The sequence below is a fragment of the Serratia sp. TSA_198.1 genome (assembly GCF_052686505.1).
The window spans coordinates 55,042-80,861 of the sequence record NZ_JBQZFP010000005.1 but is presented as its reverse complement, the minus strand read 5'-3'; the positions used below and the strand labels follow the sequence as shown (position 1 = coordinate 80,861).

At 58.2% G+C, this 25,820-nt stretch carries 24 protein-coding genes; 14 read left to right on the top strand and 10 right to left on the bottom strand.

The window, feature by feature from the left end; genetic code table 11:
* Nucleotides 1-55 precede the first annotated feature (55 nt).
* On the top strand, nt 56-2,218 hold the full coding sequence (uvrD, locus tag ACUTSW_RS19095) for a DNA helicase II (protein WP_006318315.1): 2,163 nt from the start codon (nt 56-58) through the stop codon (nt 2,216-2,218).
* A gap of 42 nt (nt 2,219-2,260) precedes the next feature.
* Here uvrD and ACUTSW_RS19090 read toward each other — a convergent pair whose 3' ends face one another.
* Nucleotides 2,261-2,734, bottom strand: a complete 474-nt coding sequence (locus ACUTSW_RS19090; RefSeq protein WP_006323026.1) for a WbuC family cupin fold metalloprotein — start codon at nt 2,732-2,734, stop codon at nt 2,261-2,263.
* Nucleotides 2,735-3,181: 447 nt separating this feature from the next.
* Here ACUTSW_RS19090 and corA point away from each other — a divergent pair, with 447 nt between their 5' ends.
* Both corA and ACUTSW_RS19080 read left to right on the top strand, forming a co-directional pair.
* A complete protein-coding gene (gene corA, locus ACUTSW_RS19085; RefSeq protein WP_004950926.1) occupies nt 3,182-4,132 on the top strand; it encodes a magnesium/cobalt transporter CorA in 951 nt (316 codons plus the stop codon).
* 110 nt (nt 4,133-4,242) lie between these two features.
* Complete coding sequence (locus ACUTSW_RS19080; protein WP_020438293.1) at nt 4,243-5,301, top strand: AbrB family transcriptional regulator; 1,059 nt, start codon at nt 4,243-4,245, stop codon at nt 5,299-5,301.
* Here the strand turns inward: ACUTSW_RS19080 and rarD are convergent.
* Nucleotides 5,293-6,180 (bottom strand): EamA family transporter RarD, encoded by an 888-nt coding sequence (rarD, locus tag ACUTSW_RS19075; RefSeq protein WP_063202465.1) that lies wholly within the window; start codon nt 6,178-6,180, stop codon nt 5,293-5,295. The two genes, ACUTSW_RS19080 and rarD, sit on opposite strands and share 9 nt — an antisense overlap.
* A gap of 64 nt (nt 6,181-6,244) precedes the next feature.
* Nucleotides 6,245-6,715, bottom strand: coding sequence for a thioesterase family protein (locus ACUTSW_RS19070; RefSeq protein ID WP_004950929.1), 471 nt, complete (start codon nt 6,713-6,715; stop codon nt 6,245-6,247).
* A gap of 204 nt (nt 6,716-6,919) precedes the next feature.
* Between ACUTSW_RS19070 and pldA the strand changes: the two genes are divergently transcribed.
* The 3 genes from pldA to rhtC are packed head-to-tail and all read left to right on the top strand — an operon-like array spanning nt 6,920 to nt 10,319.
* A complete protein-coding gene (pldA, locus tag ACUTSW_RS19065) occupies nt 6,920-7,798 on the top strand; it encodes a phospholipase A (protein ID WP_004950930.1) in 879 nt (292 codons plus the stop codon).
* Nucleotides 7,799-7,846: 48 nt separating this feature from the next.
* Nucleotides 7,847-9,679: an ATP-dependent DNA helicase RecQ gene (gene recQ, locus ACUTSW_RS19060; protein ID WP_037433859.1), complete on the top strand. Its 1,833-nt coding sequence runs from the start codon at nt 7,847-7,849 to the stop codon at nt 9,677-9,679.
* A 13-nt stretch (nt 9,680-9,692) separates the two neighbouring features.
* The gene (gene rhtC, locus ACUTSW_RS19055; protein ID WP_004950932.1) at nt 9,693-10,319 is read left to right on the top strand and encodes a threonine export protein RhtC; all 627 of its coding nucleotides are present in this window, start codon (nt 9,693-9,695) and stop codon (nt 10,317-10,319) included.
* 50 nt (nt 10,320-10,369) lie between these two features.
* Here rhtC and rhtB read toward each other — a convergent pair whose 3' ends face one another.
* Nucleotides 10,370-10,990: a homoserine/homoserine lactone efflux protein gene (rhtB, locus tag ACUTSW_RS19050; protein WP_004950933.1), complete on the bottom strand. Its 621-nt coding sequence runs from the start codon at nt 10,988-10,990 to the stop codon at nt 10,370-10,372.
* Nucleotides 10,991-11,126: 136 nt separating this feature from the next.
* On the opposite strand from rhtB, the gene pldB reads away from it, so the two are divergent.
* Both pldB and yigL read left to right on the top strand, forming a co-directional pair.
* Entirely contained in the window at nt 11,127-12,164 is a 1,038-nt protein-coding gene (gene pldB / locus ACUTSW_RS19045; protein WP_445585092.1) for a lysophospholipase L2, read from the top strand.
* A gap of 11 nt (nt 12,165-12,175) precedes the next feature.
* Nucleotides 12,176-12,973 carry a sugar/pyridoxal phosphate phosphatase YigL gene (gene yigL, locus ACUTSW_RS19040; protein WP_445585091.1) on the top strand — a complete coding sequence of 266 codons (798 nt, stop codon included), beginning with the start codon at nt 12,176-12,178 and terminating at the stop codon, nt 12,971-12,973.
* 35 nt (nt 12,974-13,008) lie between these two features.
* On the opposite strand, the gene glpQ is transcribed toward yigL, so the two are convergent.
* Together glpQ and glpT are read right to left on the bottom strand one after the other, a co-directional pair.
* The gene (gene glpQ, locus ACUTSW_RS19035; RefSeq protein WP_062869220.1) at nt 13,009-14,088 is read right to left on the bottom strand and encodes a glycerophosphodiester phosphodiesterase; all 1,080 of its coding nucleotides are present in this window, start codon (nt 14,086-14,088) and stop codon (nt 13,009-13,011) included.
* Between the two features lie 242 nt (nt 14,089-14,330).
* A complete protein-coding gene (gene glpT / locus ACUTSW_RS19030) occupies nt 14,331-15,686 on the bottom strand; it encodes a glycerol-3-phosphate transporter (protein WP_004950940.1) in 1,356 nt (451 codons plus the stop codon).
* A gap of 362 nt (nt 15,687-16,048) precedes the next feature.
* On the opposite strand from glpT, the gene glpA reads away from it, so the two are divergent.
* From glpA to glpC, 3 genes are read left to right on the top strand one after another with little or no spacing between them, the layout of a single operon-like run.
* A complete protein-coding gene (gene glpA / locus ACUTSW_RS19025) occupies nt 16,049-17,692 on the top strand; it encodes an anaerobic glycerol-3-phosphate dehydrogenase subunit A (protein WP_445585090.1) in 1,644 nt (547 codons plus the stop codon).
* On the top strand, nt 17,682-18,953 hold the full coding sequence (gene glpB, locus ACUTSW_RS19020) for a glycerol-3-phosphate dehydrogenase subunit GlpB (protein WP_445585199.1): 1,272 nt from the start codon (nt 17,682-17,684) through the stop codon (nt 18,951-18,953). The genes glpA and glpB overlap by 11 nt, the downstream gene beginning before the upstream one ends.
* Entirely contained in the window at nt 18,950-20,149 is a 1,200-nt protein-coding gene (glpC, locus tag ACUTSW_RS19015; protein WP_063202454.1) for an anaerobic glycerol-3-phosphate dehydrogenase subunit GlpC, read from the top strand. The genes glpB and glpC overlap by 4 nt, the downstream gene beginning before the upstream one ends.
* 48 nt (nt 20,150-20,197) lie before the next feature.
* Here the strand turns inward: glpC and ACUTSW_RS19010 are convergent, their stop codons facing one another.
* From ACUTSW_RS19010 to ACUTSW_RS19000, 3 genes are all read right to left on the bottom strand, one after another.
* Nucleotides 20,198-20,761, bottom strand: coding sequence for a DcrB family lipoprotein (locus tag ACUTSW_RS19010; RefSeq protein WP_004950949.1), 564 nt, complete (start codon nt 20,759-20,761; stop codon nt 20,198-20,200).
* An 80-nt stretch (nt 20,762-20,841) separates the two neighbouring features.
* The gene (locus ACUTSW_RS19005; RefSeq protein ID WP_445585089.1) at nt 20,842-21,276 is read right to left on the bottom strand and encodes a GNAT family N-acetyltransferase; all 435 of its coding nucleotides are present in this window, start codon (nt 21,274-21,276) and stop codon (nt 20,842-20,844) included.
* Nucleotides 21,277-21,318: 42 nt separating this feature from the next.
* On the bottom strand, nt 21,319-21,984 hold the full coding sequence (locus tag ACUTSW_RS19000; protein ID WP_006323048.1) for a 7-cyano-7-deazaguanine/7-aminomethyl-7-deazaguanine transporter: 666 nt from the start codon (nt 21,982-21,984) through the stop codon (nt 21,319-21,321).
* Between the two features lie 220 nt (nt 21,985-22,204).
* Here ACUTSW_RS19000 and tusA point away from each other — a divergent pair, with 220 nt between their 5' ends.
* Genes tusA through ACUTSW_RS18985 form a run of 3 tightly spaced genes read left to right on the top strand, consistent with a single transcriptional unit; the run spans nt 22,205 to nt 22,984 of the window.
* Entirely contained in the window at nt 22,205-22,450 is a 246-nt protein-coding gene (gene tusA, locus ACUTSW_RS18995) for a sulfurtransferase TusA (RefSeq protein WP_004950955.1), read from the top strand.
* A gap of 60 nt (nt 22,451-22,510) precedes the next feature.
* The gene (gene relB / locus ACUTSW_RS18990) at nt 22,511-22,708 is read left to right on the top strand and encodes a type II toxin-antitoxin system RelB family antitoxin (RefSeq protein WP_062869225.1); all 198 of its coding nucleotides are present in this window, start codon (nt 22,511-22,513) and stop codon (nt 22,706-22,708) included.
* Nucleotides 22,709-22,984, top strand: coding sequence for a type II toxin-antitoxin system RelE/ParE family toxin (locus ACUTSW_RS18985; RefSeq protein ID WP_445585088.1), 276 nt, complete (start codon nt 22,709-22,711; stop codon nt 22,982-22,984).
* A 60-nt stretch (nt 22,985-23,044) separates the two neighbouring features.
* Here ACUTSW_RS18985 and ACUTSW_RS18980 read toward each other — a convergent pair whose 3' ends face one another.
* Complete coding sequence (locus ACUTSW_RS18980) at nt 23,045-25,360, bottom strand: zinc/cadmium/mercury/lead-transporting ATPase (protein ID WP_445585087.1); 2,316 nt, start codon at nt 25,358-25,360, stop codon at nt 23,045-23,047.
* Nucleotides 25,361-25,820: the final 460 nt, after the last annotated feature.

Below are 25,820 nucleotides of genomic sequence, written 5' to 3'. Positions count from 1 at the left end.
TTCCCAGTGGAAAACGCGTCTCAGGCGCGTTTTCCCTTACCAATTAATGGTGCCTATGGACGTTTCCGATCTGCTCGACAGCCTGAATGAAAAACAACGCGAAGCCGTGGCGGCGCCACGCTGCAACCTGTTGGTATTGGCCGGCGCGGGCAGCGGTAAAACCCGGGTGCTGGTGCATCGCATCGCCTGGTTGCTGTCGGTAGAGAACTGTTCGCCGTATTCGATTATGGCGGTGACGTTCACCAACAAAGCGGCGGCGGAAATGCGCCATCGTATCGAACACCTGATTGGCACCAGCCAGGGCGGCATGTGGATAGGTACTTTCCACGGCCTGGCTCACCGGCTGTTGCGCGCTCACCATATGGACGCCAACCTGCCGCAGGATTTCCAAATCCTCGACAGCGACGACCAGTTTCGCCTGCTGAAGCGCATCGTTAAGGCGCTGAATATCGACGAAAAACAATGGCCGCCGCGTCAGGCGATGTGGTACATCAACGGCAAAAAAGACGAGGGCCTGCGCCCGCAGCACGTTGAAACCTATAACAACCCGGTGGAAGCGACCTGGTTGCGTATCTATCAGGCCTATCAGGAAGCTTGCGACCGCGCCGGGCTGGTGGATTTTGCCGAGCTGCTGCTGCGCGCCCATGAGCTGTGGCTGAACAAGCCGCATATCCTCAATCACTACCGCGAGCGTTTCACCAACGTATTGGTGGACGAGTTCCAGGATACCAACAGCATCCAGTACGCCTGGATCCGCCTGCTGTCCGGCAATAACAGCAACGTGATGATCGTCGGCGACGACGACCAGTCGATCTACGGCTGGCGCGGCGCTCAGGTGGAAAACATCCAGCGTTTCCTGAAGGATTTCCCCGGCGCGCAAACCGTGCGCCTGGAACAGAACTACCGTTCGACCAGCAATATTCTGAAGGCCGCCAATACCCTGATCGCCAACAACGGCGGGCGCATGGGTAAAAACCTGTGGACCGAGGGGGCCGAGGGCGAACCCATCTCCATCTATTGCGCGTTCAACGAGCTCGACGAGTCGCGCTTTGTCGTTGGCCGCATCAAAACCTGGCAGGAAAACGGCGGTGCGCTGAATGACTGCGCGATACTCTACCGCAGCAACGCCCAGTCGCGCGTGCTGGAAGAGGCACTGTTGCAAACCGCCATGCCGTACCGCATTTATGGCGGGCAGCGCTTCTTCGAACGTCAGGAAATCAAGGATGCGCTGGCCTATTTGCGGCTGATCGCCAACCGTAACGACGACGCGGCGTTTGAGCGAGTGGTGAATACCCCGACGCGCGGCATTGGCGACCGAACGCTGGACGAAGTGCGCCGCACGGCGCGCGATCGCCAACTGACGCTGTGGCAGGCTACCCGTGCGCTGTTGCAGGACAAAGTGCTGGCCGGGCGTGCGGCGTCCGCGCTGCAACGTTTTACCGAATTGGTGGATTCCCTGGCGCACGAAACCGCAGATATGCCGCTGCATGTGCAGACCGACCGGGTGATCCGCGACTCGGGGCTGTTCATCATGTATGAGCAGGAAAAGGGCGAAAAAGGTCAGGCGCGTATCGAAAACCTTGAGGAACTGGTGACGGCAACGCGGCAGTACAGCTATCAGGATGAAGATCAGGATCTGATGCCGCTGCAGGCGTTTTTGTCACATGCCGCGCTGGAAGCGGGCGAGGGGCAGGCCGATGCCTATCAGGATGCGGTGCAACTGATGACCCTGCACTCCGCCAAGGGGCTGGAGTTTCCGCTGGTGTTTATCGTCGGTATGGAAGAGGGGATGTTCCCGAGCCAGATGTCGCTGGACGAAGGCGGCCGACTGGAAGAAGAGCGCCGGCTGGCCTACGTTGGCCTGACGCGCGCCATGCAGAAATTGACGCTGACCTATGCCGAAACGCGCCGTTTGTACGGCAAAGAGGTTTATCACCGGCCTTCGCGTTTTATCGGCGAACTGCCGGAAGACTGTGTGGAAGAAGTGCGGCTGCGCGCCAGCGTATCGCGGCCGGTGAATCATCGCCGGATGGGCACGCCGATCAGCGAAAACGACACCGGCTACAAGCTTGGCCAGCGGGTGCGCCATCCCAAGTTTGGCGAGGGTACCATCGTCAATCTGGAAGGCAGCGGCGAACACAGCCGGTTGCAAATTGCGTTTCCGGGCGAAGGCATCAAGTGGCTGGTGGCGGCTTACGCCCGGCTGGAGACGGTATAAGCCAGGCGAGTTGCAGGGGAAATTCCCCTGCAATCAGCCAAATCAGTGAGCGTAACTGTCGCCGATTTGTGCGGTCGCATACCAACGCATCACCGCTTCGGTGCCCTCACCGCCTTCCGCCGGCGCCCATGACATGCAGTCTTCTTCCGCCAGCGGCTGATACGGCCCTTGTTTCACTTCAAACACCACGCCGCCTGCATCGACCGACAGCACCGCATGCCAGGTAAACGCCGGCATCTCCAGCACTTTGGTTTCTTCGCCGAGCAGCGTGCGCTGGGTGACGACGCCGTCATCGTTGAACTGCAGCACGACAAAACGGCCGCGCAGCGGCGTCAGCAGCTCCCAGGTTTGCGGATGGCGGTGCGGACGGATATAGGTGCCCGGCTCCATGGCAATCGCCAAGCGCTGTACCGGATCGCTTAACTCTTCGTGTAATGTACGGTGCGCGCGCAGGCGCGCCACTTTGGCAGCCTGTTCGCTCATCGCGGTCAGGTCGTGGGCGGTAATCTGTTTCATCGGCTAAATCCGCAGGTTTATAGTGGCCTAATCTTAGCAACTTTCCCGGATGCGGTGAGAGATCGCCGCAGACTTTTTCTGCACGCTTTACTTCGGGTTAAGCGCGCTTTTGGTCATTTGTCATGGTGATGAGTTGTTGCGCAATTATCCTGTCTAACGTGTTGACAGGCTTTTTCTTCTCGGCGTAACATGCGCGCACGATTATCAATGAGGACATACGCCTTGGACACACCCAGTAGATACTGGCTCACTGACCTGGACAACAACAGGTACAACTTCTAAGGCTATCCCATTGAGCTGATGGCCTTCGTGGTTGTCGGCGACCCCGCAAAGCGTCGCTACGAGTCAGATCCTTCATGGTCTGAAACAAGCTGGTGATGCAACACCCCTCTGTTTCTGTGCTTCCACGCGTTGTCTGCACCTGTCACCGATAGGGAGTTTTGGCACATGCTAAGCGCGTTTAAATTAGATAACAGTCGCCTGTCCCGTCTGGAGTTGGATGACTCGGATGATCTCACCTCGTCACTGTGGGTTGACCTGGTTGAGCCGGAAGAGGGCGAGCGTGAGCGCGTGCAAAACGAGCTGGGCCAAAGCCTGGCGACACGCCCGGAGCTGGACGACATCGAAGCCTCCGCGCGTTTCTTCGAAGACGAAGATGGCCTGCATATTCACTCCTTCTTCTATTTTGAAGATGCGGAAGATCACGCCGGCAACTCGACCGTGGCCTTCACCATTCGCGACGGCCGGTTGTATACCCTGCGTGAACGCGAACTGCCGGCGTTTCGCTTGTACCGCATGCGAGCCCGCAATCTGACGATGGTCGACGGCAATGCCTATGAGCTGTTGCTGGATCTGTTCGAAACCAAGATTGAGCAGTTGGCGGATGAGATCGAAAATATCTATAGCGATCTGGAAAAGCTCAGCCGGGTGATCATGGAAGGCCATCAGGGCGACGAATACGATGAAGCGCTGTCAACCTTGGCGGAGCTGGAAGATATCGGCTGGAAAGTGCGCCTGTGTCTGATGGATACCCAACGCGCGCTTAACTTCCTGGTGCGCAAGGCGCGCCTGCCGACCGGCCAGTTGGAACAGGCGCGTGAAGTGCTGCGCGACATCGAATCCCTGTTGCCGCATAACGAATCGCTGTTCCAGAAGGTGAACTTCCTGATGCAAGCGGCGATGGGCTTTATCAATATCGAGCAGAACCGCATCATCAAGATTTTCTCGGTGGTCTCGGTGGTGTTCCTGCCGCCGACGCTGGTGGCTTCCAGCTACGGGATGAACTTTGAGTTCATGCCGGAGCTGAAGTGGTCGTTCGGTTATCCGGGCGCCATCAGCCTGATGATCCTCGCGGGGCTCGCCCCTTACCTGTATTTCAAGCGCAAGAACTGGCTGTAAGCCGGCGGGCGACCCGGTCGCCCGTTATTTCTGCGTTACCTCAACGCTTAGCCTGCTAAATAGGGGTACAATGACGCCTCGTCTCATCTGCCCGTAAGGCGTGAGTTTTGATGGAGAAGTTGCCCCGCTGGTCTCAATGGCTGCTCCTGCTGCTGGCTTCGCTGGCGCTGGGGTTTGGCCTGCAAACATTTCATATTCCCGCGGCGCTGTTGCTGGGGCCGATGATCGTCGGCGTAGCGATGGGGCTGTTGGGTGCCACGGTGCGCATTCCCACGCGCCTGTTTATTGTCGCCCAAGCCGTGCTGGGCTGCATGATTGCGCAAAGTCTTTCCCCCGCTATCCTCACGCCGTTACTCGACGACTGGCCACTGGTGCTGCTGGTACTCTTTGCCACGCTGGCGGCCAGCGGCGTTTCCGGCTGGTGTCTGGTGCGTTTCAGCGGGCTGCCGGGGCCGACCGGTGCCTGGGGTTCATCGCCCGGCGGCGCTTCGGCGATGGTGGCGATGGCCGGGGATTTCGGTGCAGATGTCCGGTTAGTGGCATTCATGCAGTACCTGCGGGTGTTGTTTGTCGCCACGGCGGCGGCCATGGTGGCGCGGATTGGGCTGGGGGATGAGGCAGGCCATGGCAGCGCCGCGCTGGAATGGTTCCCTCCGCTGGATTGGCGTTTTCTCGCGACGCTGGGTATCGCCGTTGCCGGCGCCTGGCTGGGCCCCCGGCTGCGAATCCCTTCCGGTGCGCTGCTTTTACCGATGATTATCGGCGCCGCGCTGCACTCCAGCGGCGCGATGGCATTGCAGGTGCCGGAATGGTTGCTGGCGCTGGCTTATACCCTGATTGGCTGGAGCGTAGGGCTACGTTTTACCCGGCCGATATTTTTGCTGGCGTTGCGTACCTTGCCGCAGATGGTGGCGTCGATAGCGGCACTAATGCTGTTTTGCGGGCTGCTGGCGTGGATGCTGACGCGCTTCCTGCCGGTGGATCTGATGACCGCCTATCTGGCGACCAGCCCGGGCGGGCTGGACACCGTGGCGATCATTGCGGCGGGCAGCCGGGTGGATATGTCCTTTGTGATGGCGATGCAGACGCTGCGGTTGTTCACCATTCTGCTGACCGGCCCGGCGATGGCCCGCTTCATTTCCAATCGGGCCTCGCCTGCGTCAACGTAATTTGCGTTGAGTGTAAAGCGCGTCGAGGATAAACAGCAGCAGCGCCGCCCAGATAAAGCCGAAGGTCACCAGTTTATCCTGGCCGATGGTCTCTCCGTAAAAAGTGACGGCCAACAGGAACATCAGCGTCGGGCCGAGGTACTGGAAAAAGCCGAGTGTCGACAGGCGCAGGCGGGTCGCCGCGGCGGTAAAGAACAGCAGCGGTATGGTGGTGACGACGCCGGCGGCGACCAGCAGCAGGTTCAGCGACCACGGGTTGGCGCTCAGATGGCTGGTCGGGCTGTCGGCGAACAGGAACAGGTACGCCGCCGCTACCGGCAATAACCACAGGGTTTCAATCAGCATGCCGGTCTGCGCGTCGATGGCGATCTTCTTGCGCAGCAGGCCGTAGAAGGCAAAACTGAACGCCAGCCCCAGGCCGATAATCGGCAGCGACCCGAATTGCCATAGCTGAATCAACACGCCGGCAAACGCCAACACCACCGCCAACCACTGCATGCGGCGGAAACGCTCGCCCAGGAACAGCATCCCCAACAGCACGTTAACCAGCGGATTAATGAAATAGCCCAGGCTGGCTTCCAGCATGTGGTGGTTATTCACCGCCCAGATAAACAACAGCCAGTTGCCGCCGATCAATACTGCGGTCACCGCCAGCAGCAGCAGCCGTTTGCGGTTGCGGCAGGTGGCGCGAACCTGCGGCCAGTTGCGGCCCAGCGTGATCAGCGCCAGCATAAAGAAGAAGGACCAAATGACCCGATGAGTGAGGATCTCATCGGCGGGCACCTGTTGAATCAGTTTGAAATAGGCCGGGGCGATGCCCCAAATAAAATAGGCGGCCAGAGCAAAGAAGATGCCCTGCCGCGTTTGCTGTGCGTCCATGACGATACTCGGATGGGTAAAACGGAGATGCGGTGAGTGTACTTAAGACGCTCACCGCACACAATCACCCGACCAGGTAGGTGGCGGTGGCGCTGGCGATATGCAGGCCATCGTGGTTATGCAGTTCGACGCGGGCGACAGCCACTTTGTTGCCGCTGCGCAAGACGCTGGCGGAGGCGACGAAATGCTCGCCGCGGCCGGGGCGCAGGTAGTCAACGCGCAGATCTATGGTTCCCATGCGCGACAGGCGCGAGGCCACTTCCTCTTCGATCAGCGGGTCCAGACGCATCAGCACACTGCCGGCGCAGGCCAAGCCGGCGGCAACGTCCAGCACTGAAGCGATCACGCCGCCGTGCAGGATCTTCTGGGCGGCGTTGCCCACCAGTTTGGGCTGATTGGTGAAGCTCAGTTCAACGTAGTCATCTTCAAAACGGCGCAGTTCAAGGCCCAGTTCGCGGTTAAACGGCATGTGGTAAACAAAGATTTCGCCGATTTTCTGGCGTGCAGCATCGAGTGTCAGTGGTGTAGTGGACATAAATACCCGTTCTTTATTCAATAGAGTGAGGAGGTTATTAACTGGTCAGTCCAGGTTAATCGTTTGTTGATTTTATGCCTATATTTTGTTGCTTGCCAGACTAATCCAATAAATGCACACCGCACTGCTGCAAAACCGCCTTTGTGTGTAAAATGGCCTGTTTTTATTTCAGAGTTTGTCATTTTTGTTGGAGTGGGGAACGTTATGCGCATTTTGTCAGGGATCGTTTTGGCCATGTTGGCGGCACCATTGCTGGTGCAGGCGGAAGAGGCCAAAGAGCAGCAAATTCATGATAAACCCGCGGTGCGCGGCAGCATTATCGCCAACATGCTGCAGGATCACGACAACCCGTTTACGCTATACCCGTACGACACCAACTATGTGTTGTACACCGATACCAGCAATATCAATAAAGAAGCCATCAAGACCTACAACTGGGCCGAGAAGGCGCGCAAGGATGAAGTGAAATACCAGCTCAGCCTGGCCTTCCCGCTGTGGCGTGGCATTCTGGGCGACAACTCGGTGCTCGGTGCCTCTTATACTCAGCGTTCCTGGTGGCAGCTTTCCAACCACGGGGAATCGTCGCCGTTTCGCGAAACCAACTACGAGCCGCAGGTATTCCTCGGCTGGGCGACGGATTACCGCTTTGCCGGCTGGACGCTGCGCGACGTTGAAGTGGGCCTCAACCACCAGTCCAATGGGCGTTCGGATCCAACCTCCCGCAGCTGGAACCGCGGTTACGCGCGTTTTATGGCGCAGAACGGCAACTGGCAGGTGGATCTGAAACCCTGGTTCCGCTTCTCGGAAAGCGACAGCAGCGATGACAACCCGGATATCACCAAATACATGGGGTATTACCGTCTGAAAGTCGGTTATGCCTGGGGCGACAGCGTGTTCAGCGTCGACAGCCATTACAACTGGAACAGCGGCTACGGCGGTGCGGAACTGGGTTGGAGCTATCCGATCTCCAAGCACGTGCGTTTCTACACTCAGGTGTTCAGCGGCTACGGCGAATCGCTGATTGATTACAACTTCCGGCAGACACGGGTTGGCGTTGGTGTCATGCTTAACGATATTATGTAATACGGCCGTCATGATGGCGGCGCAATGCAGCAAAAAGTGGGGAAGTGTGTGTCAACCGCAGCAGTGATAAACAAAGAGTTGCTGGCAGAGCAGGTATTGCGCGATACCTTTGGCTACCAGCAATTCCGACCGGGTCAACAAACGATTATCAACGCGGCGATCGGCGGGCTGGATTGTCTGGTGGTCATGCCGACCGGCGGCGGTAAATCGTTGTGCTATCAAATCCCGGCGCTGGTGATGGATGGCCTGACGTTAGTGGTTTCCCCGCTGATCTCGCTGATGAAAGATCAGGTCGATCAACTGCTGGCCTACGGCGTTTCCGCCGCCTGCTATAACTCGACGCAGACGCGCGAGCAGCAGCTGGAGGTCATGGCGGGTTGCCGCAGCGGGCAGATCAAAATGCTGTACATCGCCCCCGAGCGGCTGATGATGGACAGCTTCCTCGATCTGCTCGATCACTGTCCGCCGGCGCTATTGGCGGTGGACGAGGCGCACTGTATTTCGCAGTGGGGCCATGATTTCCGTCCTGAATACCGCGCGTTGGGTCAGTTGAAGCAGCGCTTCCCGACGATGCCGGTGATTGCCCTGACCGCTACCGCCGACGAGTCTACCCGTGGCGACATCGTGCGCCTGTTGGCGCTGCACGATCCGCTGGTGCAGATCAGCAGCTTCGACCGCCCAAACATTCGCTATACGCTGGTGGAGAAGTTCAAACCGCTCGATCAGCTGTGGCGCTTCGTGCAGGACCAACGCGGCAAGAGCGGTATCATTTACTGCAACAGCCGCGCCAAGGTGGAAGACACTACCGCGCGTTTGCAGAGCCGCGGGCTGAGCGTGGGCGCCTATCATGCCGGGCTGGACAACGATCGCCGCGCGCAGGTGCAGGAAGCGTTCCAGCGTGACGATTTGCAGGTGGTGGTAGCCACCGTCGCCTTCGGCATGGGCATCAACAAACCCAACGTGCGTTTCGTGGTGCACTTTGATATCCCGCGCAATATCGAGTCCTACTATCAGGAAACCGGCCGCGCCGGGCGTGATGGCTTGCCGGCCGAAGCGATCTTGTTGTATGACCCGGCCGACATGGCCTGGCTGCGCCGTTGCCTGGAAGAGAAACCGGCCGGGCAGCAGTTGGATATCGAGCGCCACAAGCTGAACGCCATGGGGGCTTTCGCCGAAGCGCAAACCTGCCGTCGTTTGGTGTTGCTCAACTACTTTGGCGAGGGCAAGCAGCAAAATTGCGGTAACTGCGATATCTGCCTCGATCCCCCCAAGCGCTATGACGGGCTGGAAGACGCGCGCAAGGCGCTGTCCTGCGTGTATCGCGTCGGCCAGCGGTTCGGCCTGGGCTATATTGTCGAAGTGCTGCGCGGTTCCAATAACCAGCGCATCCGCGAATACGGGCACGACAAGTTGCCGGTGTACGGCATAGGTCGTGAGCAAACGACCGAGCACTGGACCAGCGTGCTGCGTCAACTGATCCACCTGGGGTTTATTACCCAGAACATCGCCATGCACTCGGCGCTGCAATTGACCGAGGCCGCGCGCCCGGTACTGCGTGGTGAACTGGAGCTGCAACTGGCTGTGCCGCGCATCCAAAGCCTGAAGTCGCGTGGCAGCGCCAATCAGAAATCCTACGGCGGCAATTACGATCGCAAGCTGTTTGCCAAACTGCGCAAGCTGCGTAAATCGATTGCCGACGAAGAAAATATCCCGCCTTACGTGGTGTTTAACGATGCCACGTTGTTGGAAATGGCGGAGCAAATGCCGATCAAGGCCGGCGACCTGCTTAGTGTTAACGGCGTTGGCCAGCGTAAACTGGAGCGTTTCGGTGCCCCGTTTATGGCGATGATCCGCGATCACCTCGATAATGACGAAGAATAAGGGGCAATAAATCATGTTGATGCTGTTTCTGACCGTGGCGCTGGTGCACTTGATCGCGCTGATGAGCCCGGGGCCGGACTTCTTTTTTGTTTCGCAAACCGCCGCCAGCCGTTCGCGCCGCGAGGCGATGATGGGCGTAGTGGGCATTTCACTGGGTATCGTGGTGTGGGCGGGGGTTGCGCTGATGGGGCTGCACCTGATCTTGCAGAAAATGGCCTGGCTGCACCAGATCATCATGGTCGGCGGTGGGATTTACTTATGCTGGATGGGCTGGCAACTGCTGCGTTCCGCACGCTCCCAGAACGCCCAATCGGTGCCGGCGGACGAAGTGAAAGTGGCGTTGCCAAAGGCCGGACGCAGCTTTATCCGCGGTTTCCTGACCAACCTTTCAAATCCGAAAGCGGTTATCTATTTCGGCAGCGTGTTCTCGCTGTTTGTCGGTGACGACGTGGGCGCCGGCGCGCGCTGGGGGTTGTTCCTGCTGATTATCGCCGAGACCTTTGTCTGGTTCAGCCTGGTGGCGGTCGTGTTTGCGTTGCCGGCAATGCGCCGCGGCTATCAGCGTTTGGCGAAATGGATCGACGGGCTGGCAGGCGTATTGTTCACCGGTTTCGGGTTGCACCTGATCTTTACCCGTTAATCGCAGGAAGATATCGCGTGGGCCGAACAGTGATGTTCGGCCCTTTTGCATTAGGCCTTTCTGGCCGTAGCCAATAATCCGGCCACCAGAATAAACAGCGAACCGAAGATGCGGTTCAGCAACTGCATCTGGCGCGGCGTCTTCAGCCAGCCGGCAATGCGGGTCGCCAGTGTGGCGTAGCCAATCATCACCACAATATCCACCGCCACGGTGGTCACGCCGAGTATCAGATACTGCTCGGTTTGCGGCTGGTTAGGTAAAATAAACTGCGGGAACAGCGCGGCCAGAAACACGATGCTCTTCGGGTTGGTCAGATTCACCAGGACGGCACGGCGGAACAAACGGCGGCGCGGCATGGTACCCGCCAGCGTATGCAGATCCAACGAACCGGCGGCGCGCCACTGTTGGATACCGAGCCACACCAGATAAGCGGCGCCGAGCCATTTCAGCAATTCAAATGCCATCAGCGACTGTGAGACCAACGCACCCAGGCCAATGCCCACTAGCACGATATGCAGACTCAACCCGACCTGCAGGCCGGCGATCGATGCCGCCGCGCCGCGATACCCGTGGCTGATACCGGTGCTCATGGTGTTGATTGCGCCTGAGCCTGGTGAGAGGCTGAGGATAAGGGTTGTCAGCAGATAGGTTAACCACCAGTCCAAGGTCATCGTAAAGCTCCCTGAAAGTACCAACTTGTGCCAAAATGGGCTCGGTTCTTGTAAGAATTGAATCACAATACGCTAGTATTATTTCTTGTGCCAGAGGCCACATTTTTGCCGCTGGCGGCTCAGGGAAAAGCTCTCAATGACGTCTTTCACTCAAGGCACCGATGACTGGTTAATGCGTGAAACGCAGTTCGCTGCTTTCGCTACCGGCCCGCTGCTGGATTTTTGGCGGCGGCGGGAGGAGGGCGAGTTCAGTGGCGTGGGCGGCGTGCCGATCCGCTTCGTGCGTTTTAGCTCATCGCGCCATCAGCGGGTGGTGGTGATAAGCCCCGGGCGCATCGAAAGTTACGTTAAATATCCAGAAGTTGCCTACGATCTATTCCATTGCGGCTTTGATGTGATGATTCTCGATCATCGCGGGCAAGGCCGTTCTGGCCGTTTGCTGGCTGATACGCACCGCGGTCATGTGGTAAACTTTGCCGATTATATTGACGATTTCGCTCAGTTTTATCAGCAGCAAGTGGTGCCGCACTGTTACCGGCAGCACTTTGCGCTGTCGCATTCGATGGGCGGTGCGATACTGGCTCAATTTCTGGCGCGTCAGCCGCAGGCGTTTGATGCCGCTGCGTTTTGCGCGCCGATGTTCGGCATTCATCTGCCGATGCCGGGCTGGATGGCGGACCGCATCCTTAACTGGGTGGAGAAACACCCGGCGGTACGCGATTACTATGCGATAGGCACCGGCCAGTGGCGGCCGCTGCCCTATGTGGTCAACGTATTGACCCACAGCCGTGAACGCTATCGCCGCTGTTTGCGTTATTACGCCGATTATCCCGAGTTGCAGGTGGGGGGCCCTACCTATCACTGGGTAAGAGAAAGCATTCAGGCCGGGCGGCAGATTGTCGCGCAGGCGGCTAAAATCACCACACCGCTGTTATTATTGCAGGCCGGTGAGGAACGGGTGGTCGACAACCGTTCCCAGCAGGCTTTTTGTCAGGCACTGTCAGACGCGGGGCACCCTTGCGAAGGGGGGAAACCGCGGGTTATCCAAGGCGCACGCCATGAGATCCTGTTCGAGCGGGACGCGATGCGCGCCGAAGCATTGAACGCAATCCTGCGTTTCTTTGCTCAACACTTAGGTGGCGCCCCTGCCGCCGACCACTCCATCAGAGGTTAGAACATATCCTTATGTATCACGTCGTCGCTTCCGATTTAGATGGCACGCTGCTATCACCTGACCATACCCTGTCGCCTTATGCCAAAGAGACGTTGAAACTGCTGACCCAGCGCGACGTGCACTTTGTGTTTGCCACTGGCCGGCATCACATCGACGTTTCGCAGATCCGCGATAACCTCGATATCAGCGCCTTTATGATCACCTCCAACGGCGCCCGCGTGCATAACACCGCCGGCGAGCTGATTTTCAGCCACAACCTGGCAGAAGACATTGCCCGCGATCTCTACGGCATGCTGCATGACGATGCGGACATCACCACCAATGTCTACCGCAACGACGACTGGTTCATCAACCGGGAAAGCCCGGAGCAGGAAGAGTTCTTCCGGGAATCGATCTTCCAGTATCAGCTGTTTGAGCCGGGCCTGCTGGAAACCGACGGCGTGTGCAAGGTGTACTTCACCTGTGACGACCATGAAAAGCTGTTGCCGCTGGAAGATGCCATCAATGCGCGCTGGGGCGATCGGGTTAACGTCAGTTTCTCGTTCCCGACCTGTCTGGAAGTGATGGCGGGCGGCGTATCCAAAGGTCATGCGCTGGAAGAAGTGGCCAAAATCATCGGCTATTCGCTGAAAGAGTGCATCGCCTTCGGTGACGGCATGAATGACCTGGAAATGCTGGCGATGGCCGGCAAGGGCTGCATTATGCGCGATGCGCACCAGCGCCTGAAAGACAAGCTGCCGGAGCTGGAAGTGATTGGTTCCAATGCCGACGACGCAGTGCCGCATTACCTGCGCAAGATGTACCTCTGAAATAACAAGGGCGCCTTGCGGCGCCCTTGTCAGGGTTACTTGTGCTGGCCCTGCTTTTGCAGGAACTGCACGCCCTTGTCGGGGAAGTCGGTGAACACGCCGTCAACGCCAGCCTGGTTGTAAATCACGTCATACAGCTGATTCACGTCGGTCACGTAGTTTGGCAGTGCATCGGCGCGGATGGTGAACGGATGCACCGCCAGCTTGTTGGCATGGGCTTCTTTCACCATATCGGTCAGCACCACGTGGCCCGGTTTGGATTTCTCCGCTTCCACCAGCATGTGGTAGTCCGGGCCGATACCGTCGGCGTACTGGGCAATCTGCTTCATCGCGCCCGGCTTGAACATCCAGTCATAGTCGTATTCCACCCATTTGCCGTCGGCTTTCTGCTCATAGGTTTCCTGCCACTTGTTGTAGGCGATCAGTTGGATCAGTTTCAGATCCATGCCCATCTTCGGTTCCAGCTCGGTTTTAATCCGTTTCAGTTCGTTGGCGTCGAAGCATTGCAGATAAACGTTGTCACCCTTGCCGGTATAACCATACTGCTTCAACACCGCCAGCACTTTGCTGGAGATATCCTTGCCTTCCTGCTTGTGGAACCACGGCGCCTTGATTTCCGGGTAAATACCGATGTTTTTGCCGGTCGAATGGTTCAGCCCCTGCACAAACTCGATCTCTTCCTGGAAGGTATGAACGCGGAAGTCCGATTTGCCCATCGGGAAGCGGCCAGGGTAGCCCTGCACCTTTTTACCGTTTTCGATCTCAAAGCCTTCCGTGAACTTCAGCGATTTGATTTCCGCCAGGGTAAAGTCGATGGCGTAATAACGGCCGTCTTTGCGTGCCCGGCTCGGGAAGCGTTCGGCCACGTCGGTGACGCGATCGAGGTAATGGTCATGCAGCACCACCAACTCGTTGTCCTTGGTCATCACCAGATCCTGCTCGAGGAAGTCCGCACCCTGCGCGTAGGCCATCGCCTTCGCCGGCAGCGTGTGTTCCGGCAGATAGCCGCTGGCGCCACGGTGGGCAATTACCACCTTGTCCGCCGCCTGTACGGCGCTGACCATTGAGGTGGCCAGGATGATCCCTGTCAGCAGGGCTTTGACGTGAGTCCGCATTCTGTAATTCTCCATATTGTAGGTGCAGGGTAATAAAGTAGTAAAAAGGCCGCAGCGCGGCCTTGGAGGTTGATGACAAAGTTGTCTTTAAACCCGAGATACCCGGGCCTAGCGCACCGAGGGGCGCTCCGACGGCCAAGGCCGTTACGACCCCTTCGGCACGCTCTCCCTAATAACGGGCTTTGTCAGCCGTCTGAAAGGCCGCAGCGCGGCCTTTAAATAATGCGAAATTTGTATGACGCTTAGCCGCGTTTGTTGGCTGCGATTTCTGCGTGGTGCTTTTTCTCGCTCAGCATGGTCAGCAACAGCAGCACTACCGCGCCGATACTGCCGCCAATCATCACCATAAAGCCGCCGTCCCAACCGAAGTAGTCCACGGTGTAACCGACGATGGCGCTGGCTGCAACGGAGCCGCCCAGGTAACCGAACAGACCGGTGAAGCCTGCTGCGGTGCCGGCCGCTTTCTTCGGCGCCAGTTCCAGCGCGTGCAGGCCGATCAGCATCACCGGGCCGTAAATCAGGAAGCCGATGGTGATCATGCAGGCCATGTCGATGCCAGGATTGCCGACCGGGTTGAGCCAGTAGACGACGGTCGCGATGGTCACCAGCGTCATAAAGAACACGCCGGTGGCGCCGCGATTGCCTTTGAACACTTTGTCCGACATCCAGCCGCACAGCAGGGTGCCCGGAATACCGGCGTATTCGTACAGGAAGTAGGCCCAGGAAGACTTATCCAGCGCGAAATGCTTCACTTCTTTCAGGTAGGTCGGTGACCAGTCCAGAATGCCGTAACGCAGCAGGTAAACGAACACGTTGGCCACGGCGATGTACCACAGCAATTTGTTCGGCAGAATGTACTGCATGAAGATCTGCTTGGCGGTCAGCTCTTCTTCCGCTTTCTCGCTGTAGTCGTCCGGGTAATCGTTTTTGTATTCTTCGATCGGCGGCAGCCCGCAGGATTGCGGCGTATCGCGCATCAGCGCAAAGGCGATCAGGGCCACCAGAATGGCGCCGAAGGCCGGCATATACAGCGCCGCGTGCCAGTCGTTGAACCAGGCCATCCCCAGCAGGAACAACAGCGGCGGCAGGCCGCCACCCACGTTATGGGCGCAGTTCCAGACCGAAACGATACCGCCGCGTTCTTTCTGCGACCACCAGTGCACCATGGTGCGGCCACAAGGCGGCCAGCCCATGCCCTGGAACCAACCGCACAAGAACAGCAGCACGAACATGACCGCGATGCTCGATGTCGCCCACGGCACGAAGCCCATGAACAGCATCACCGCAGCGGCCAGTATCAGGCCGGCAGGCAGGAATACGCGTGGGTTGGAACGGTCGGAAACCGAGCCCATGATGAACTTGGAGAAACCGTAGGCGATGGAAATACCCGACAGCGCGAAACCGAGGTCGCCGCGGCTGAAGCCCTGATCGATCAGGTAAGGCATCGCCAGAGTGAAGTTCTTGCGCACCAGATAGTAGGCGGCGTAACCGAAGAAAATCCCCATAAAAATTTGCCAGCGCAATTTACGGTAGAGCGGGTCGACTTTGTCGACCGGCACACGGGAAATGTGTGCTGCCGGCTTAAAAATACTCAACATGAGCGCCTCCGATGGCTTTTAGTTATCACATCAATATGATCGTCTACGTTCATTTGATGATTGAGCGGATAGAGAATGTGGTGTTTTTTTGTTCCATAACGAGCGTCATCCTAGTCAAAACAGCCTGGTGTCGCTGTGATGAATGGCGCAAATGTTACACTTTTATGAAACTACGGCGGATTTTGAGCGATTCGTTAACGTTATGAAATAGAAAAACGGCTAAAAATCGTGATTTCGATCACATTCATGGTTTTTTATGGACATTTTGTTTTCGTTTCGAGTTCGTTATTGTTCCTTATCAAACAAAGACCCCAGTAACTGTGGCCCAATAGGGTAATTACCACGGATCCTGAGGAAGCGTAATGAGCAGCCATTCACCGGACAGTGAAACGGATGTGATAATCATTGGTGGCGGTGCGACCGGAGCGGGCATTGCCCGTGACTGCGCGCGGCGTGGCCTGCGTTGCATACTGCTGGAGCGCCATGATATCGCCACCGGCGCCACCGGCCGTAACCACGGCTTGCTGCACAGCGGAGCGCGTTATGCGGTGACCGACGGCGAGTCGGCGCGTGAGTGTATAGAAGAGAACCGCATCCTCAAGCGCATCGCGCATCATTGCATCGAGCGTACCGATGGGTTGTTCATTACCCTGCCGCAGGATTCGCTGGCCTACCAACAACAGTTTATCGCTGCCTGCCACAGTGCCGGCATCAACGCCGAAGCCATTGATCCGCAATTGGCGTTGCGCTTGGAGCCGGCGGCCAACCCGGCGCTGATCGGCGCCGTGCGGGTGCCGGATGGCACCGTCGACCCGTTCCGTCTGACCGCCGCCAATATGCTCGATGCCCGCGAGCACGGCGCGCAAATCCTGACCTATCACCAGGTGGTCGGTTTGTTGCGCGTGGGCGATCGCGTGACCGGCGTGCGCGTTTTCGACCATCAAGCTGCGCGCCGCTACGATATCCACGCCGAGGTGGTGGTCAACGCTGCCGGCATCTGGGGCCAGCAGATTGCGGTATACGCCGATCTGCGCATCCGTATGTTCCCGGCCAAGGGCGCATTGCTGATCCTCGGCCACCGCATCAACAACATGGTCATCAACCGTTGCCGCAAACCGGCAGACGCCGACATTCTGGTGCCGGGCGACACCATCTCGCTGATTGGCACCACCTCCACCCACATCGACTACGACCAGATCGACAACATGGTGGTGACGCCGCAGGAAGTGGACATTCTGATCCGCGAAGGTGCGCTGCTGGCGCCGGAACTGGCGCAAACCCGCATTTTGCGTGCCTATGCCGGGGTGCGGCCGCTGGTGGCCAGTGACGACGATCCCAGCGGCCGTAACGTCAGCCGGGGCATCGTGCTGCTCGATCACGCCAGCCGCGATGGGCTGGAGGGATTTATCACCATCACCGGCGGCAAGTTGATGACCTATCGCCTGATGGCGCAGTGGGCGACCGATAAAGTGTGTGAAAAGCTTGGGCTGGATAGCCCATGCACTACCGCGGTGGAACCGCTGCCCGGCTCCCGGCAAACGGCGGAGGAAACGGTGCGCAGCGTGGTGGCGTTGCCGGCCAGTATTCGCGGCTCGGCAGTGTATCGCCATGGCGATCGCGCCAGCCTGGTGCCGGCCGGTAATCGGCTGGACAACAGCCTGGTCTGCGAATGCGAGGCGGTTACCGCCGGCGAGGTGCGCTATGCGGTGAACTCTCTCACCGTCAATAATCTGGTGGATCTCCGCCGCCGCACCCGTGTTGGCATGGGCACCTGCCAGGGTGAACTGTGCGCCTGTCGTGCCGCCGGGCTGCTGACGCGCTTTAACGTCGTCACCCCGCAGCAGTCGATCGATCAGTTGTCGCATTTCCTCAACGAACGCTGGAAGGGCGTACGCCCGATCGCCTGGGGTGATGCGCTGCGCGAGAGCGAGTTCACCAGTTGGGTTTATCAGGGATTGTGCGGACTGGATGCTCGGGAGAAACAGGAGGCGGATGATGCGATTTGACGTGGTGGTGATTGGCGGCGGCTTGGCGGGCATGGCCTGCGCCATCGGGTTGGCGGAACAGGGCAAGCGCTGCGCCGTGGTCAGCTCAGGCCAGAGCGCGCTTTATTTCTCCTCCGGCTCGCTTGATTTGCTGGCGCAATTACCTGACGGCACGCCGGTCGACGCGCCGCTGGCTGCATTGCCGGAACTGGCGCGACAGGCGCCGCGGCACCCTTATTCCTTGATTGGCGCAGAACGGGTGGCACCGTTATCTGATCAGGCGGCCCAGCTGTTGCAGCGCTGCGGCCTGAACCTGCAAGGCAGCAATGAAAGGAATCATCTGCGCATTACGCCGCTCGGCACGCGGCGGGCCACCTGGCTCAGCCCACAGGCCATTCCGGTGACGCCGTTGGCCGGTGAATTGCCGTGGGAAAGCGTTGCGGTGATTGGCATCGAGGGCTTTTTGGATTTTCAGCCGCAGCTGGCCGCCGATTCACTCATGCAGGCACTGGGAGTACGCACCGAGGTCAATTGGTTGCATTTACCTGCACTGGACCGGTTGCGCAACAATCCCAGCGAGTTTCGGGCGGTGAATATCGCCAGAGTGCTGGATTTGCCGGAAAATCGGATGCCGATGGCGGACGAGCTGCGCCGGCTGGCCGGCGATGCCGAGGCGATTTTCCTGCCGGCCTGTCTGGGGTTGGAAGAGGATGCCCCTTTGGTGGCGTTACAGGCGGCGGTGGGCAAGCCGGTACGTCTGTTGCCGACGTTACCGCCTTCGGTGTTGGGCATGCGCTTGCACCAGGCATTGCGCCGGCGCTTGCAACAGTTGGGCGGTGTTTTTATGCCGGGGGACAGCGTGCTGCGGGCGGATATCGACGCCGGGCGTGTTACCGGCCTTTATACCCGCAACCACGGCGATATTCCGTTGCAGGCGCAGCAGGTGGTGCTGGCCAGCGGCAGCTTCTTTAGCAATGGATTGGCGGCGGATTTCGACGGCGTGCGCGAGCCGGTGTTTGGGCTGGACGTAGACAGCCAGGCGGATCGCGCCGACTGGAGCCGCAGCGATCTGTTTGCTCCGCAACCCTATTTGCAGTTCGGCGTACGCACCGATGGCCGGCTGCGTGCGTTAAGACACGGGGAGGCGTTGACCAACCTGTATGCCATCGGTGCGGTAACCGGCGGGTACGATCCGCTACGGCAGGGCTGCGGCGCCGGCGTTTCGCTGATCGGGGCGCTGCACGTCGCGCAACAGATTGCCGCAGAGGAGGAGCGACCATGAGCTTGCAGAAAGACAACAGCTTTGAAAACTGCATCAAATGCACCGTCTGCACCACCTATTGTCCGGTCGCCAAAGTCAACCCGCTCTATCCGGGGCCAAAACAGGCGGGGCCGGATGGTGAACGTCTGCGGTTGAAGGATCCGGCGCTGTACGATGAAGCGCTGAAGTATTGCACCAACTGCAAGCGCTGTGAGGTCGCCTGCCCGTCCGACGTCAAAATCGGCGATATCATTCAGCGCGCCCGCGCCGATTACGCCCAGAACAAACCGACGCTGCGCGACGCTATCCTCAGCCATACCGACATCATGGGGTCGCTGTCGACACCCTTTGCGCCCATAGTCAATGCCGCCACCGGTCTGAAACCGGTGCGTGCGCTGCTGGACAAAGCGCTGAAAATTGACCACCGCCGCGAGTTGCCAAAATACTCGTTCGGCACCTTCCGCCGCTGGTATCGCCGTCAGGCGCAGGCCCAGCAGCGCTATGCCGAACAGGTGGCGTTTTTTCACGGCTGCTTCGTCAATTACAACCATCCGCAGTTGGGCAAGGATCTGATCAAGGTCTTTAACGCGATGGATATCGGCGTGCAACTGCTGAAGCGCGAGAAATGTTGCGGCGTGCCTTTGATCGCCAACGGCTTTATCGCCCAGGCTAAAAAGCAGGCCGAAGTGAATGCCGAATCGCTGCATGAGGCGGTGCTGGAACGCGGAATTCCTGTGGTGGCGACCTCGTCGAGCTGTACCTTTACCTTACGTGATGAATATCCGCATCTGTTGGAGGTGGACACCTCGGCGGTGCGCGAGCGGGTAGAACTGGCGACGCGCTATTTGTATCGACTGATCAACCAGGGCCGCACTCTGCCGCTGAAGCGCACGCCGTTGCGGGTGGCCTATCATACGCCGTGCCATATGGAGAAAATGGGCTGGACCGCCTATACGCTGGAGCTGTTGCGGCAAATTCCGGGGGTGGAGCTGCTGGTGCTGGATTCGCAGTGTTGCGGCATTGCCGGCACTTACGGGTTTAAATCGGAGAACTATGCGACTTCGCAGGGGATTGGCGCTTCGCTGTTTCGCCAGATCGAGGAAAGCGGTGCGGATCTGGTGGTGACCGACTGCGAAACCTGCAAGTGGCAAATCGAGATGTCGACCAGTAAAAGCTGCGAACATCCGATCACCCTGCTGGCGCAGGCGTTGGCATAATCGGTGATGGGGTGGCGAAACGGGGCCGGCATGCCGACCCCCCTAAGGTTACTGCTTCAGTTTCAAGGTGCTGATGATGCCTTCGGCTTCACTTTGCGCCTGCTGCTGGTTATCTGCCGGCAGCGTGACCTGAATGGTCAGCATATTGTTATCCAGTGTGCCGATCAGGATCGAAGAGTAGGCTTTCTCGCCGCCGCTGGTGATGATGCTGTCCAGTTGACGCAGAGGGACGCCGTTAACGTCGATGGCTTTGTTGGTAATCACCTGCAGATTGGCGTCACGCGAGCGCTGGGTGTCTTCCAGACGCTTGGCCAGGGTTTCCAGGTTATCGGCGGTCTTGTCGCCGAGGATCACGATCAGTGCGCGCTGGCCGGTGCTGTCGGCGTAAACGTGCATGTTGTTCGCCTGGTTGCCCAGCTTACCGCTTTGGTCCGCCATGCCGACCGGCAGAGTGAACGCCAGTTTTCCGTCCAGTAAACTCACCTGTTGCCCGGCCGGTGCGCTGGCCGCAGCACCGCCCGCCGGCGCCTTGGTGTCTTTGGTGTCGCCGTCACAGGCCGCCAGGCCAAGCACTAACAGGCTGATACCCATCAATTTTGCTACTTTACGCATTGGGCTTCCTTCTTCCTTTCAGGTAGGTTTTTACTGCCGTATCGCAACCTATTCCACGTTGAAATGCAAGGCAGATGTTGTCACAAGGTTTTTTCAAGTAATAGCCGATAATCAGCCACTTCGCCTTTCTTTTCCAGTTGAACAATCTGATAGTGATGGCCGATGAGCATCGTCAACATCGCGCGGAATTGATTGCGTGTTTTCACCGTCAACCGCCGATACCCCTGCGCTCTCGCCCAGCGCTCCTGCTCGGCCAACAGTGCCCGCGCCACGCCGTGGCGGCGAAACGCCGGCAGCACGCCGCCCAGCCAGCTGTAAAATACTTTTTCTTGCGTCTGATAACCCAGTTTGAAACCGGCGGATTGGCCGTCAACCTCGGCGATCAGCAGGTGGCAGGCGGACGACCCGACGCGTTGCTGTAAATCGGCCAGGCTATGCAGGCCACCGAATTCGGGGATTTGCCGGTACAGGGCGTGGATTTCGTTGAAGGTAGCGTGGCGGGTGATTACTGTCATTGGCGGCCTCCGTAGGGTGCAGGCCGCCAATGATAACACGGCTCAGTTCGCTTGCAGGCTGCCGTCATTGCGGCGGACGGCAATGCGCTTAAGCAGCATATTCAGGAGTACGCCGTACATCGGCAGGAAGAACAGCAGGCAGATCAGAACCTTGAAGCTGTAATCCACCAGTGCGATCTCCACCCAGTTATTGGCCATAAAGGCATCGCTGCTCTTATAAAACGCAATAAAGAAGAACGACAGGGTATCGCTGATATTGCCGAGGAACATGGCCGCAGCAGGAGCAACCCACCAGGCGCTGCGTTGGCGCAGCCGGTTGAAAACGTGTACGTCGAGGATCTGACCGAGCACGTAAGCCATAAAGCTGGCGATGGCGATACGTGCCACAAACAGGTTAAAGCTGCCCAACGCGGCAAAGCCCTGCCATTCGCCCTGATAGGTCACGGTAGAAATCACGTACGAGATGAACAGCGCCGGGACCATTACCGAAAGAATGATACGCCGTGCCAGCGGGGCACCGAAAATACGCACCGTCAGATCGGTTGCCAGGAAGATGAACGGAAAGGTAAAGGCCCCCCAGGTGGTATGGAAGCCGAAAACGGTAATCGGCAACTGCACCAGGTAGTTACTGGAGGTAATGATGACAATATGGAACAGCGATAGCCAGACCAACGCGGTGAGGCGCTGCTGAGCGGTAAACGAATACATGTTGTAGCCTTTTTAGTCGTGGGGTGAGGGAACCCAGAGTTTCTTGTCGCAACAGCAAAATGCGCTGCGCGGCGGCATGATACGTGTTTGCGCAACCAATGCAATGGCTAAATTTAACGCAAACGTTAACGTATCTTGCGCAGAAAAACTACCGGCGTAAACTAGGCGCCAATGAGATGCGGCGGGCGTTCGCCGATCGCTTTTGATCGAGAAAAATTGCATGACTGACTTATTTGCCCAGGCAGACCAGACGCTTGATGCGCTGGGGCTGCGCTGTCCGGAACCGGTGATGATGGTGCGCAAGACCGTACGCCATATGGATGACGGTCAAACCCTGCTGATTATTGCCGATGATCCGGCCACCACCCGCGACATTCCGGGCTTCTGCCGCTTTATGGAGCACACGCTGGTGGCGCAGGAAACCGACAAGGCGCCGTACCGCTACCTGTTACGCAAGGGCGTATAGTTTTTGACCGTTTTGTGCGGTAAGCTGCTTGAAACGGGCTACAGGAAAAAGGGGTAAGCAATGGTTATCTTACGCTCGCCTGTTGTCTCAGAATATGAGACACAAGAGCAGACGGAAATCTACGATCGCTGGTTTCGGGAAAAGGTTCGGGAAGCCATGGATGATCCCCTGCCTGGCATTTCCCATGACGAGGTAATGGCCGAGATGGATGCTCTTATCGCTGTAGCGGAAGCAAGGAAGAAAACCAAGCAGGTATAAATGCTCGTCATCGAATGGAGTCGATCTGCTCGCCAGGACTTGGCGGATATACTGCTTTTCATTGCCAATGACAATCCTCGGGCAGCCAAAAAAATGAAGGTGTTAATTTCAGAAGCAATTCTTCCTGCCGCTGAACATCCTCATATTTTTCGCCGTGGCAGAGTTGATGGCACGCACGAAATCATTGTTCATCCCAATTATCTTCTGATCTACCAAGTGGTTGCCGATCGTATCCGGGTGATGCGAGTCCTGCATGCACGCCGACGCTATCCCTGAAGGCACTGTCGCTGATGTAAAGTAGCGCCGGATCCCAGGGATGGGCTCCGGCGCAGAGCATCACTGACGTTTCTTCAGCAAGCGCAGTGCGTTGGCGGTGACCAGCGCGGTAGCGCCCGAGTCCGCCAGCACCGCCAGCCACAACCCGGTCATCCCCAGCAGTGTGGTGATCAGGAATATTCCTTTCAACCCCAGCGCAATGGTGATGTTCTGCCGGATATTGGCATGGGTAGCGCGCGAGATGCGGATCATTTCTGCCACACCGAGCAACCGGTTATGGGTCAGCGCCGCGTCGGCGGTTTCCAGCGCCACGTCGGTGCCGCTACCCATGGCGATACCGATGCTTGAGGCTTTCATCGCCGGCGCATCGTTGATACCGTCGCCGATCATTGCCGTCGGGCGCAGTTCACTCAGTTCGATAACCGCTTTCACTTTATCTTCCGGCAGCAGCCCGGCTCGGTAATCGATCCCCAGTTCCGCGGCAATCGCCGCCGCCGCACGCGGGTTATCGCCGGTCAACATCACTCCGTGGATCCCCAGCGCGTTCAATTCGGCAATGGCCTGTTTAGCGTCGCTGCGCAGCGTATCACGCAGTGCCAGCAGGCCGATCGCTACGCCGTTTTCCAACACCACCACCGCCGTTTTGCCGGCGTTTTCCAGTTTTTCTACCTGGCTTTGCAACAAGGCGTCGAGCTGGCCTGCCGCCAGTTTACCCGGCGCGCTGATCAACAGAGTTTTGCCGTCAACCACGCCTTCCACCCCAACTCCCGCCAGAGCGCGACGCGCCTGAGCCGGCGGCAGAGGCGCACCATACTGCTCGGCCCGTTTGATAATCGCCTGCGCCAGCGGATGATGGGAGCCGGTTTCTACCGCGGCGGCCAGGGTCAGCAACTGCTGTTCGCTGATGCCGTTGATCGGCAGTACATCCGTGACCTTGGGCTTGCCTTCCGTCAGCGTGCCGGTTTTATCGAAGGCGATGGTTTGCACCTGGCCCAGCTGTTCCAGCGCCGCGCCGCCTTTAATCAGGGCGCCGCGCCGAGTGGCCGCCGCCAGCCCGGAGGTAATTGCCGCCGGAGTGGATATGACCAGCGCACAAGGACAACCGATCAGCAGCAGGGTCAGGCCGCGGTAAATCCAGATATCCCAGGGCTGTGACAGCAGCAGCGGCGGCACCAGGATCACCGCAACGGCCAGCAGCATAATCGCTGGCGTGTAGTAACTGCTGAACCGGTCAAGGAAACGTTCGATAGGCGCACGGCGTTCTTCGGCCTCTTCGATCAATTGCAGAATGCGGTCGATGGCGTTTTTGCCCGGCTCGGAAATCACCTTCATCTGCGCGGCCTGATCGACCGACAGGCTGCCCGCCGCGACTTTCTGGCCCTGCTGACGTTCGACCGGCACCGATTCGCCGGTCAGGGCGCTTTCGTCGAAACTGGCGAACGGGTTGAGCAGTTCGGCATCGGCCGGAAGGCGGCCGCCGGGGGCAATTTCAATCACATCGCCGGGGCGCAGGCTGGAGACCGGCACGCGTTTACGTGCCGAACCTTGCAGCAGCAGCGCATCTTCCGGCACCAGCTCCATCAGTGCCGTCACGCCACGGCGGGCGCGATTGGCGGCGTAGGATTCCAGCAGCTCGCCAACCATAAACAGCAGCAGCACCATGGCCGCCTCGGCGGTGGCACCGATAAACAGCGCGCCCATTGCCGCCACGCTCATCAGCGTTTCAATGGCAAACGGCGTACCGGAGCGGATCAGCCGCAGCGCCTTGGCCGCGACCGGCGCCAGACCGACCAGCGTGGTGGCGATAAACGCAATGCGGCCCAGTTCGGGATTGACCATATCGAGCACCCAACTGACCACCATCAGCGTGGTAAGCAACAGCAGCGGGCCGAATTCCTTCAGGCGCGATGCCTGGGGCGACTCGGCTTTGGTTGTCTGGGTGCCGAGCAGAGTAAAGCCGGCCTGTTGCACCGCGTCCTGGATGCGCAGGCTGACATCGGATTGGGCGTCGACCACCAGTTTTTCAGTGGCGAACAGCACGCGTGCGTTTTCTACGCCGGGAATGCCCGTAACGGCGTTCTCTATTTTTTTTGCGCAGCTTGGGCAGTCCATGCCGGTGACTTTCCAACTGTAACGCTGGCTGCCGGAAGGAGGGGCTGTAGCCAGACTGTGGCTTTCCTCATCCGGATCCTCATGATCGTCCGTGCTGCAACAGCTGGCGCCATGATCGTGCGAATGAGCATGGCCGGTTTCAACGGTGCCGATTTTTTGTTCGCTGCTGCAACCGTGCTGGGTTTTACCGTGGCTGTGATTGCAGCCGCAGGTACCTTCTGCAGGGTTATGTTCCTGATGATTATGATTTTTATGGGTATGCATAACGTCCCCCTCCGGGCAGTTAATGATGTTCATTGCGCTGACTCTACACCCTGGAGTCAACTCCAGAGTCAAGCGCCGGATGAGAATTATTGTTAACTGTAAGGCTGAGGGGAAATCGGCCGTTTCTTTCTGCCAATCATGCCGATTTCACTTTATCGGCGTTGCCGGTGAGTGTTAATCGGCGGGGCGACGCAGGGGCCATTAGGCAAAAAAAGAAAATGTTACTCCCGCAGGGACTAAAAAGGCCGGCCAGCTAATAATAAAGAGTTATTAATCTATAACGGTGTGGTTAAATTTAATTATTTTTATAAAAACAGCCAGCATGATTCTCTTGTGTCTGCAGGCCGCATTCTTATTGAAGTTTGTGACTAACTTATGCGTACTTGATTGCCTTTGATTTGTAAATATGACCAAAAAATAGCACAAATATCTTTCGTTATAAAAATATATGGTTGATTAT

Bases quoted from the DNA above. Each gene is read 5' to 3' on its own strand.
- relB (WP_062869225.1), top strand. From the start codon at position 22,511: ATGGTTATCTTACGCTCGCCTGTTGTCTCAGAATATGAGACACAAGAG.
- yigL (WP_445585091.1), top strand. From the start codon at position 12,176: ATGTATCACGTCGTCGCTTCCGATTTAGATGGCACGCTGCTATCACCT.
- glpC (WP_063202454.1), top strand. From the start codon at position 18,950: ATGAGCTTGCAGAAAGACAACAGCTTTGAAAACTGCATCAAATGCACC.
- rarD (WP_063202465.1), bottom strand. From the start codon at position 6,180: ATGGACGCACAGCAAACGCGGCAGGGCATCTTCTTTGCTCTGGCCGCC.
- glpA (WP_445585090.1), top strand. From the start codon at position 16,049: ATGAGCAGCCATTCACCGGACAGTGAAACGGATGTGATAATCATTGGT.
- rhtB (WP_004950933.1), bottom strand. From the start codon at position 10,990: ATGACCTTGGACTGGTGGTTAACCTATCTGCTGACAACCCTTATCCTC.
- ACUTSW_RS18985 (WP_445585088.1), top strand. From the start codon at position 22,709: ATGCTCGTCATCGAATGGAGTCGATCTGCTCGCCAGGACTTGGCGGAT.
- corA (WP_004950926.1), top strand. From the start codon at position 3,182: ATGCTAAGCGCGTTTAAATTAGATAACAGTCGCCTGTCCCGTCTGGAG.
- ACUTSW_RS19005 (WP_445585089.1), bottom strand. From the start codon at position 21,276: ATGACAGTAATCACCCGCCACGCTACCTTCAACGAAATCCACGCCCTG.
- ACUTSW_RS19070 (WP_004950929.1), bottom strand. From the start codon at position 6,715: ATGTCCACTACACCACTGACACTCGATGCTGCACGCCAGAAAATCGGC.
- glpT (WP_004950940.1), bottom strand. From the start codon at position 15,686: ATGTTGAGTATTTTTAAGCCGGCAGCACACATTTCCCGTGTGCCGGTC.
- tusA (WP_004950955.1), top strand. From the start codon at position 22,205: ATGACTGACTTATTTGCCCAGGCAGACCAGACGCTTGATGCGCTGGGG.
- pldA (WP_004950930.1), top strand. From the start codon at position 6,920: ATGCGCATTTTGTCAGGGATCGTTTTGGCCATGTTGGCGGCACCATTG.
- glpB (WP_445585199.1), top strand. From the start codon at position 17,682: ATGCGATTTGACGTGGTGGTGATTGGCGGCGGCTTGGCGGGCATGGCC.
- ACUTSW_RS19010 (WP_004950949.1), bottom strand. From the start codon at position 20,761: ATGCGTAAAGTAGCAAAATTGATGGGTATCAGCCTGTTAGTGCTTGGC.
- ACUTSW_RS19090 (WP_006323026.1), bottom strand. From the start codon at position 2,734: ATGAAACAGATTACCGCCCACGACCTGACCGCGATGAGCGAACAGGCT.
- uvrD (WP_006318315.1), top strand. From the start codon at position 56: ATGGACGTTTCCGATCTGCTCGACAGCCTGAATGAAAAACAACGCGAA.
- ACUTSW_RS18980 (WP_445585087.1), bottom strand. From the start codon at position 25,360: ATGCATACCCATAAAAATCATAATCATCAGGAACATAACCCTGCAGAA.
- rhtC (WP_004950932.1), top strand. From the start codon at position 9,693: ATGTTGATGCTGTTTCTGACCGTGGCGCTGGTGCACTTGATCGCGCTG.
- pldB (WP_445585092.1), top strand. From the start codon at position 11,127: ATGACGTCTTTCACTCAAGGCACCGATGACTGGTTAATGCGTGAAACG.
- glpQ (WP_062869220.1), bottom strand. From the start codon at position 14,088: ATGCGGACTCACGTCAAAGCCCTGCTGACAGGGATCATCCTGGCCACC.
- ACUTSW_RS19000 (WP_006323048.1), bottom strand. From the start codon at position 21,984: ATGTATTCGTTTACCGCTCAGCAGCGCCTCACCGCGTTGGTCTGGCTA.
- ACUTSW_RS19080 (WP_020438293.1), top strand. From the start codon at position 4,243: ATGGAGAAGTTGCCCCGCTGGTCTCAATGGCTGCTCCTGCTGCTGGCT.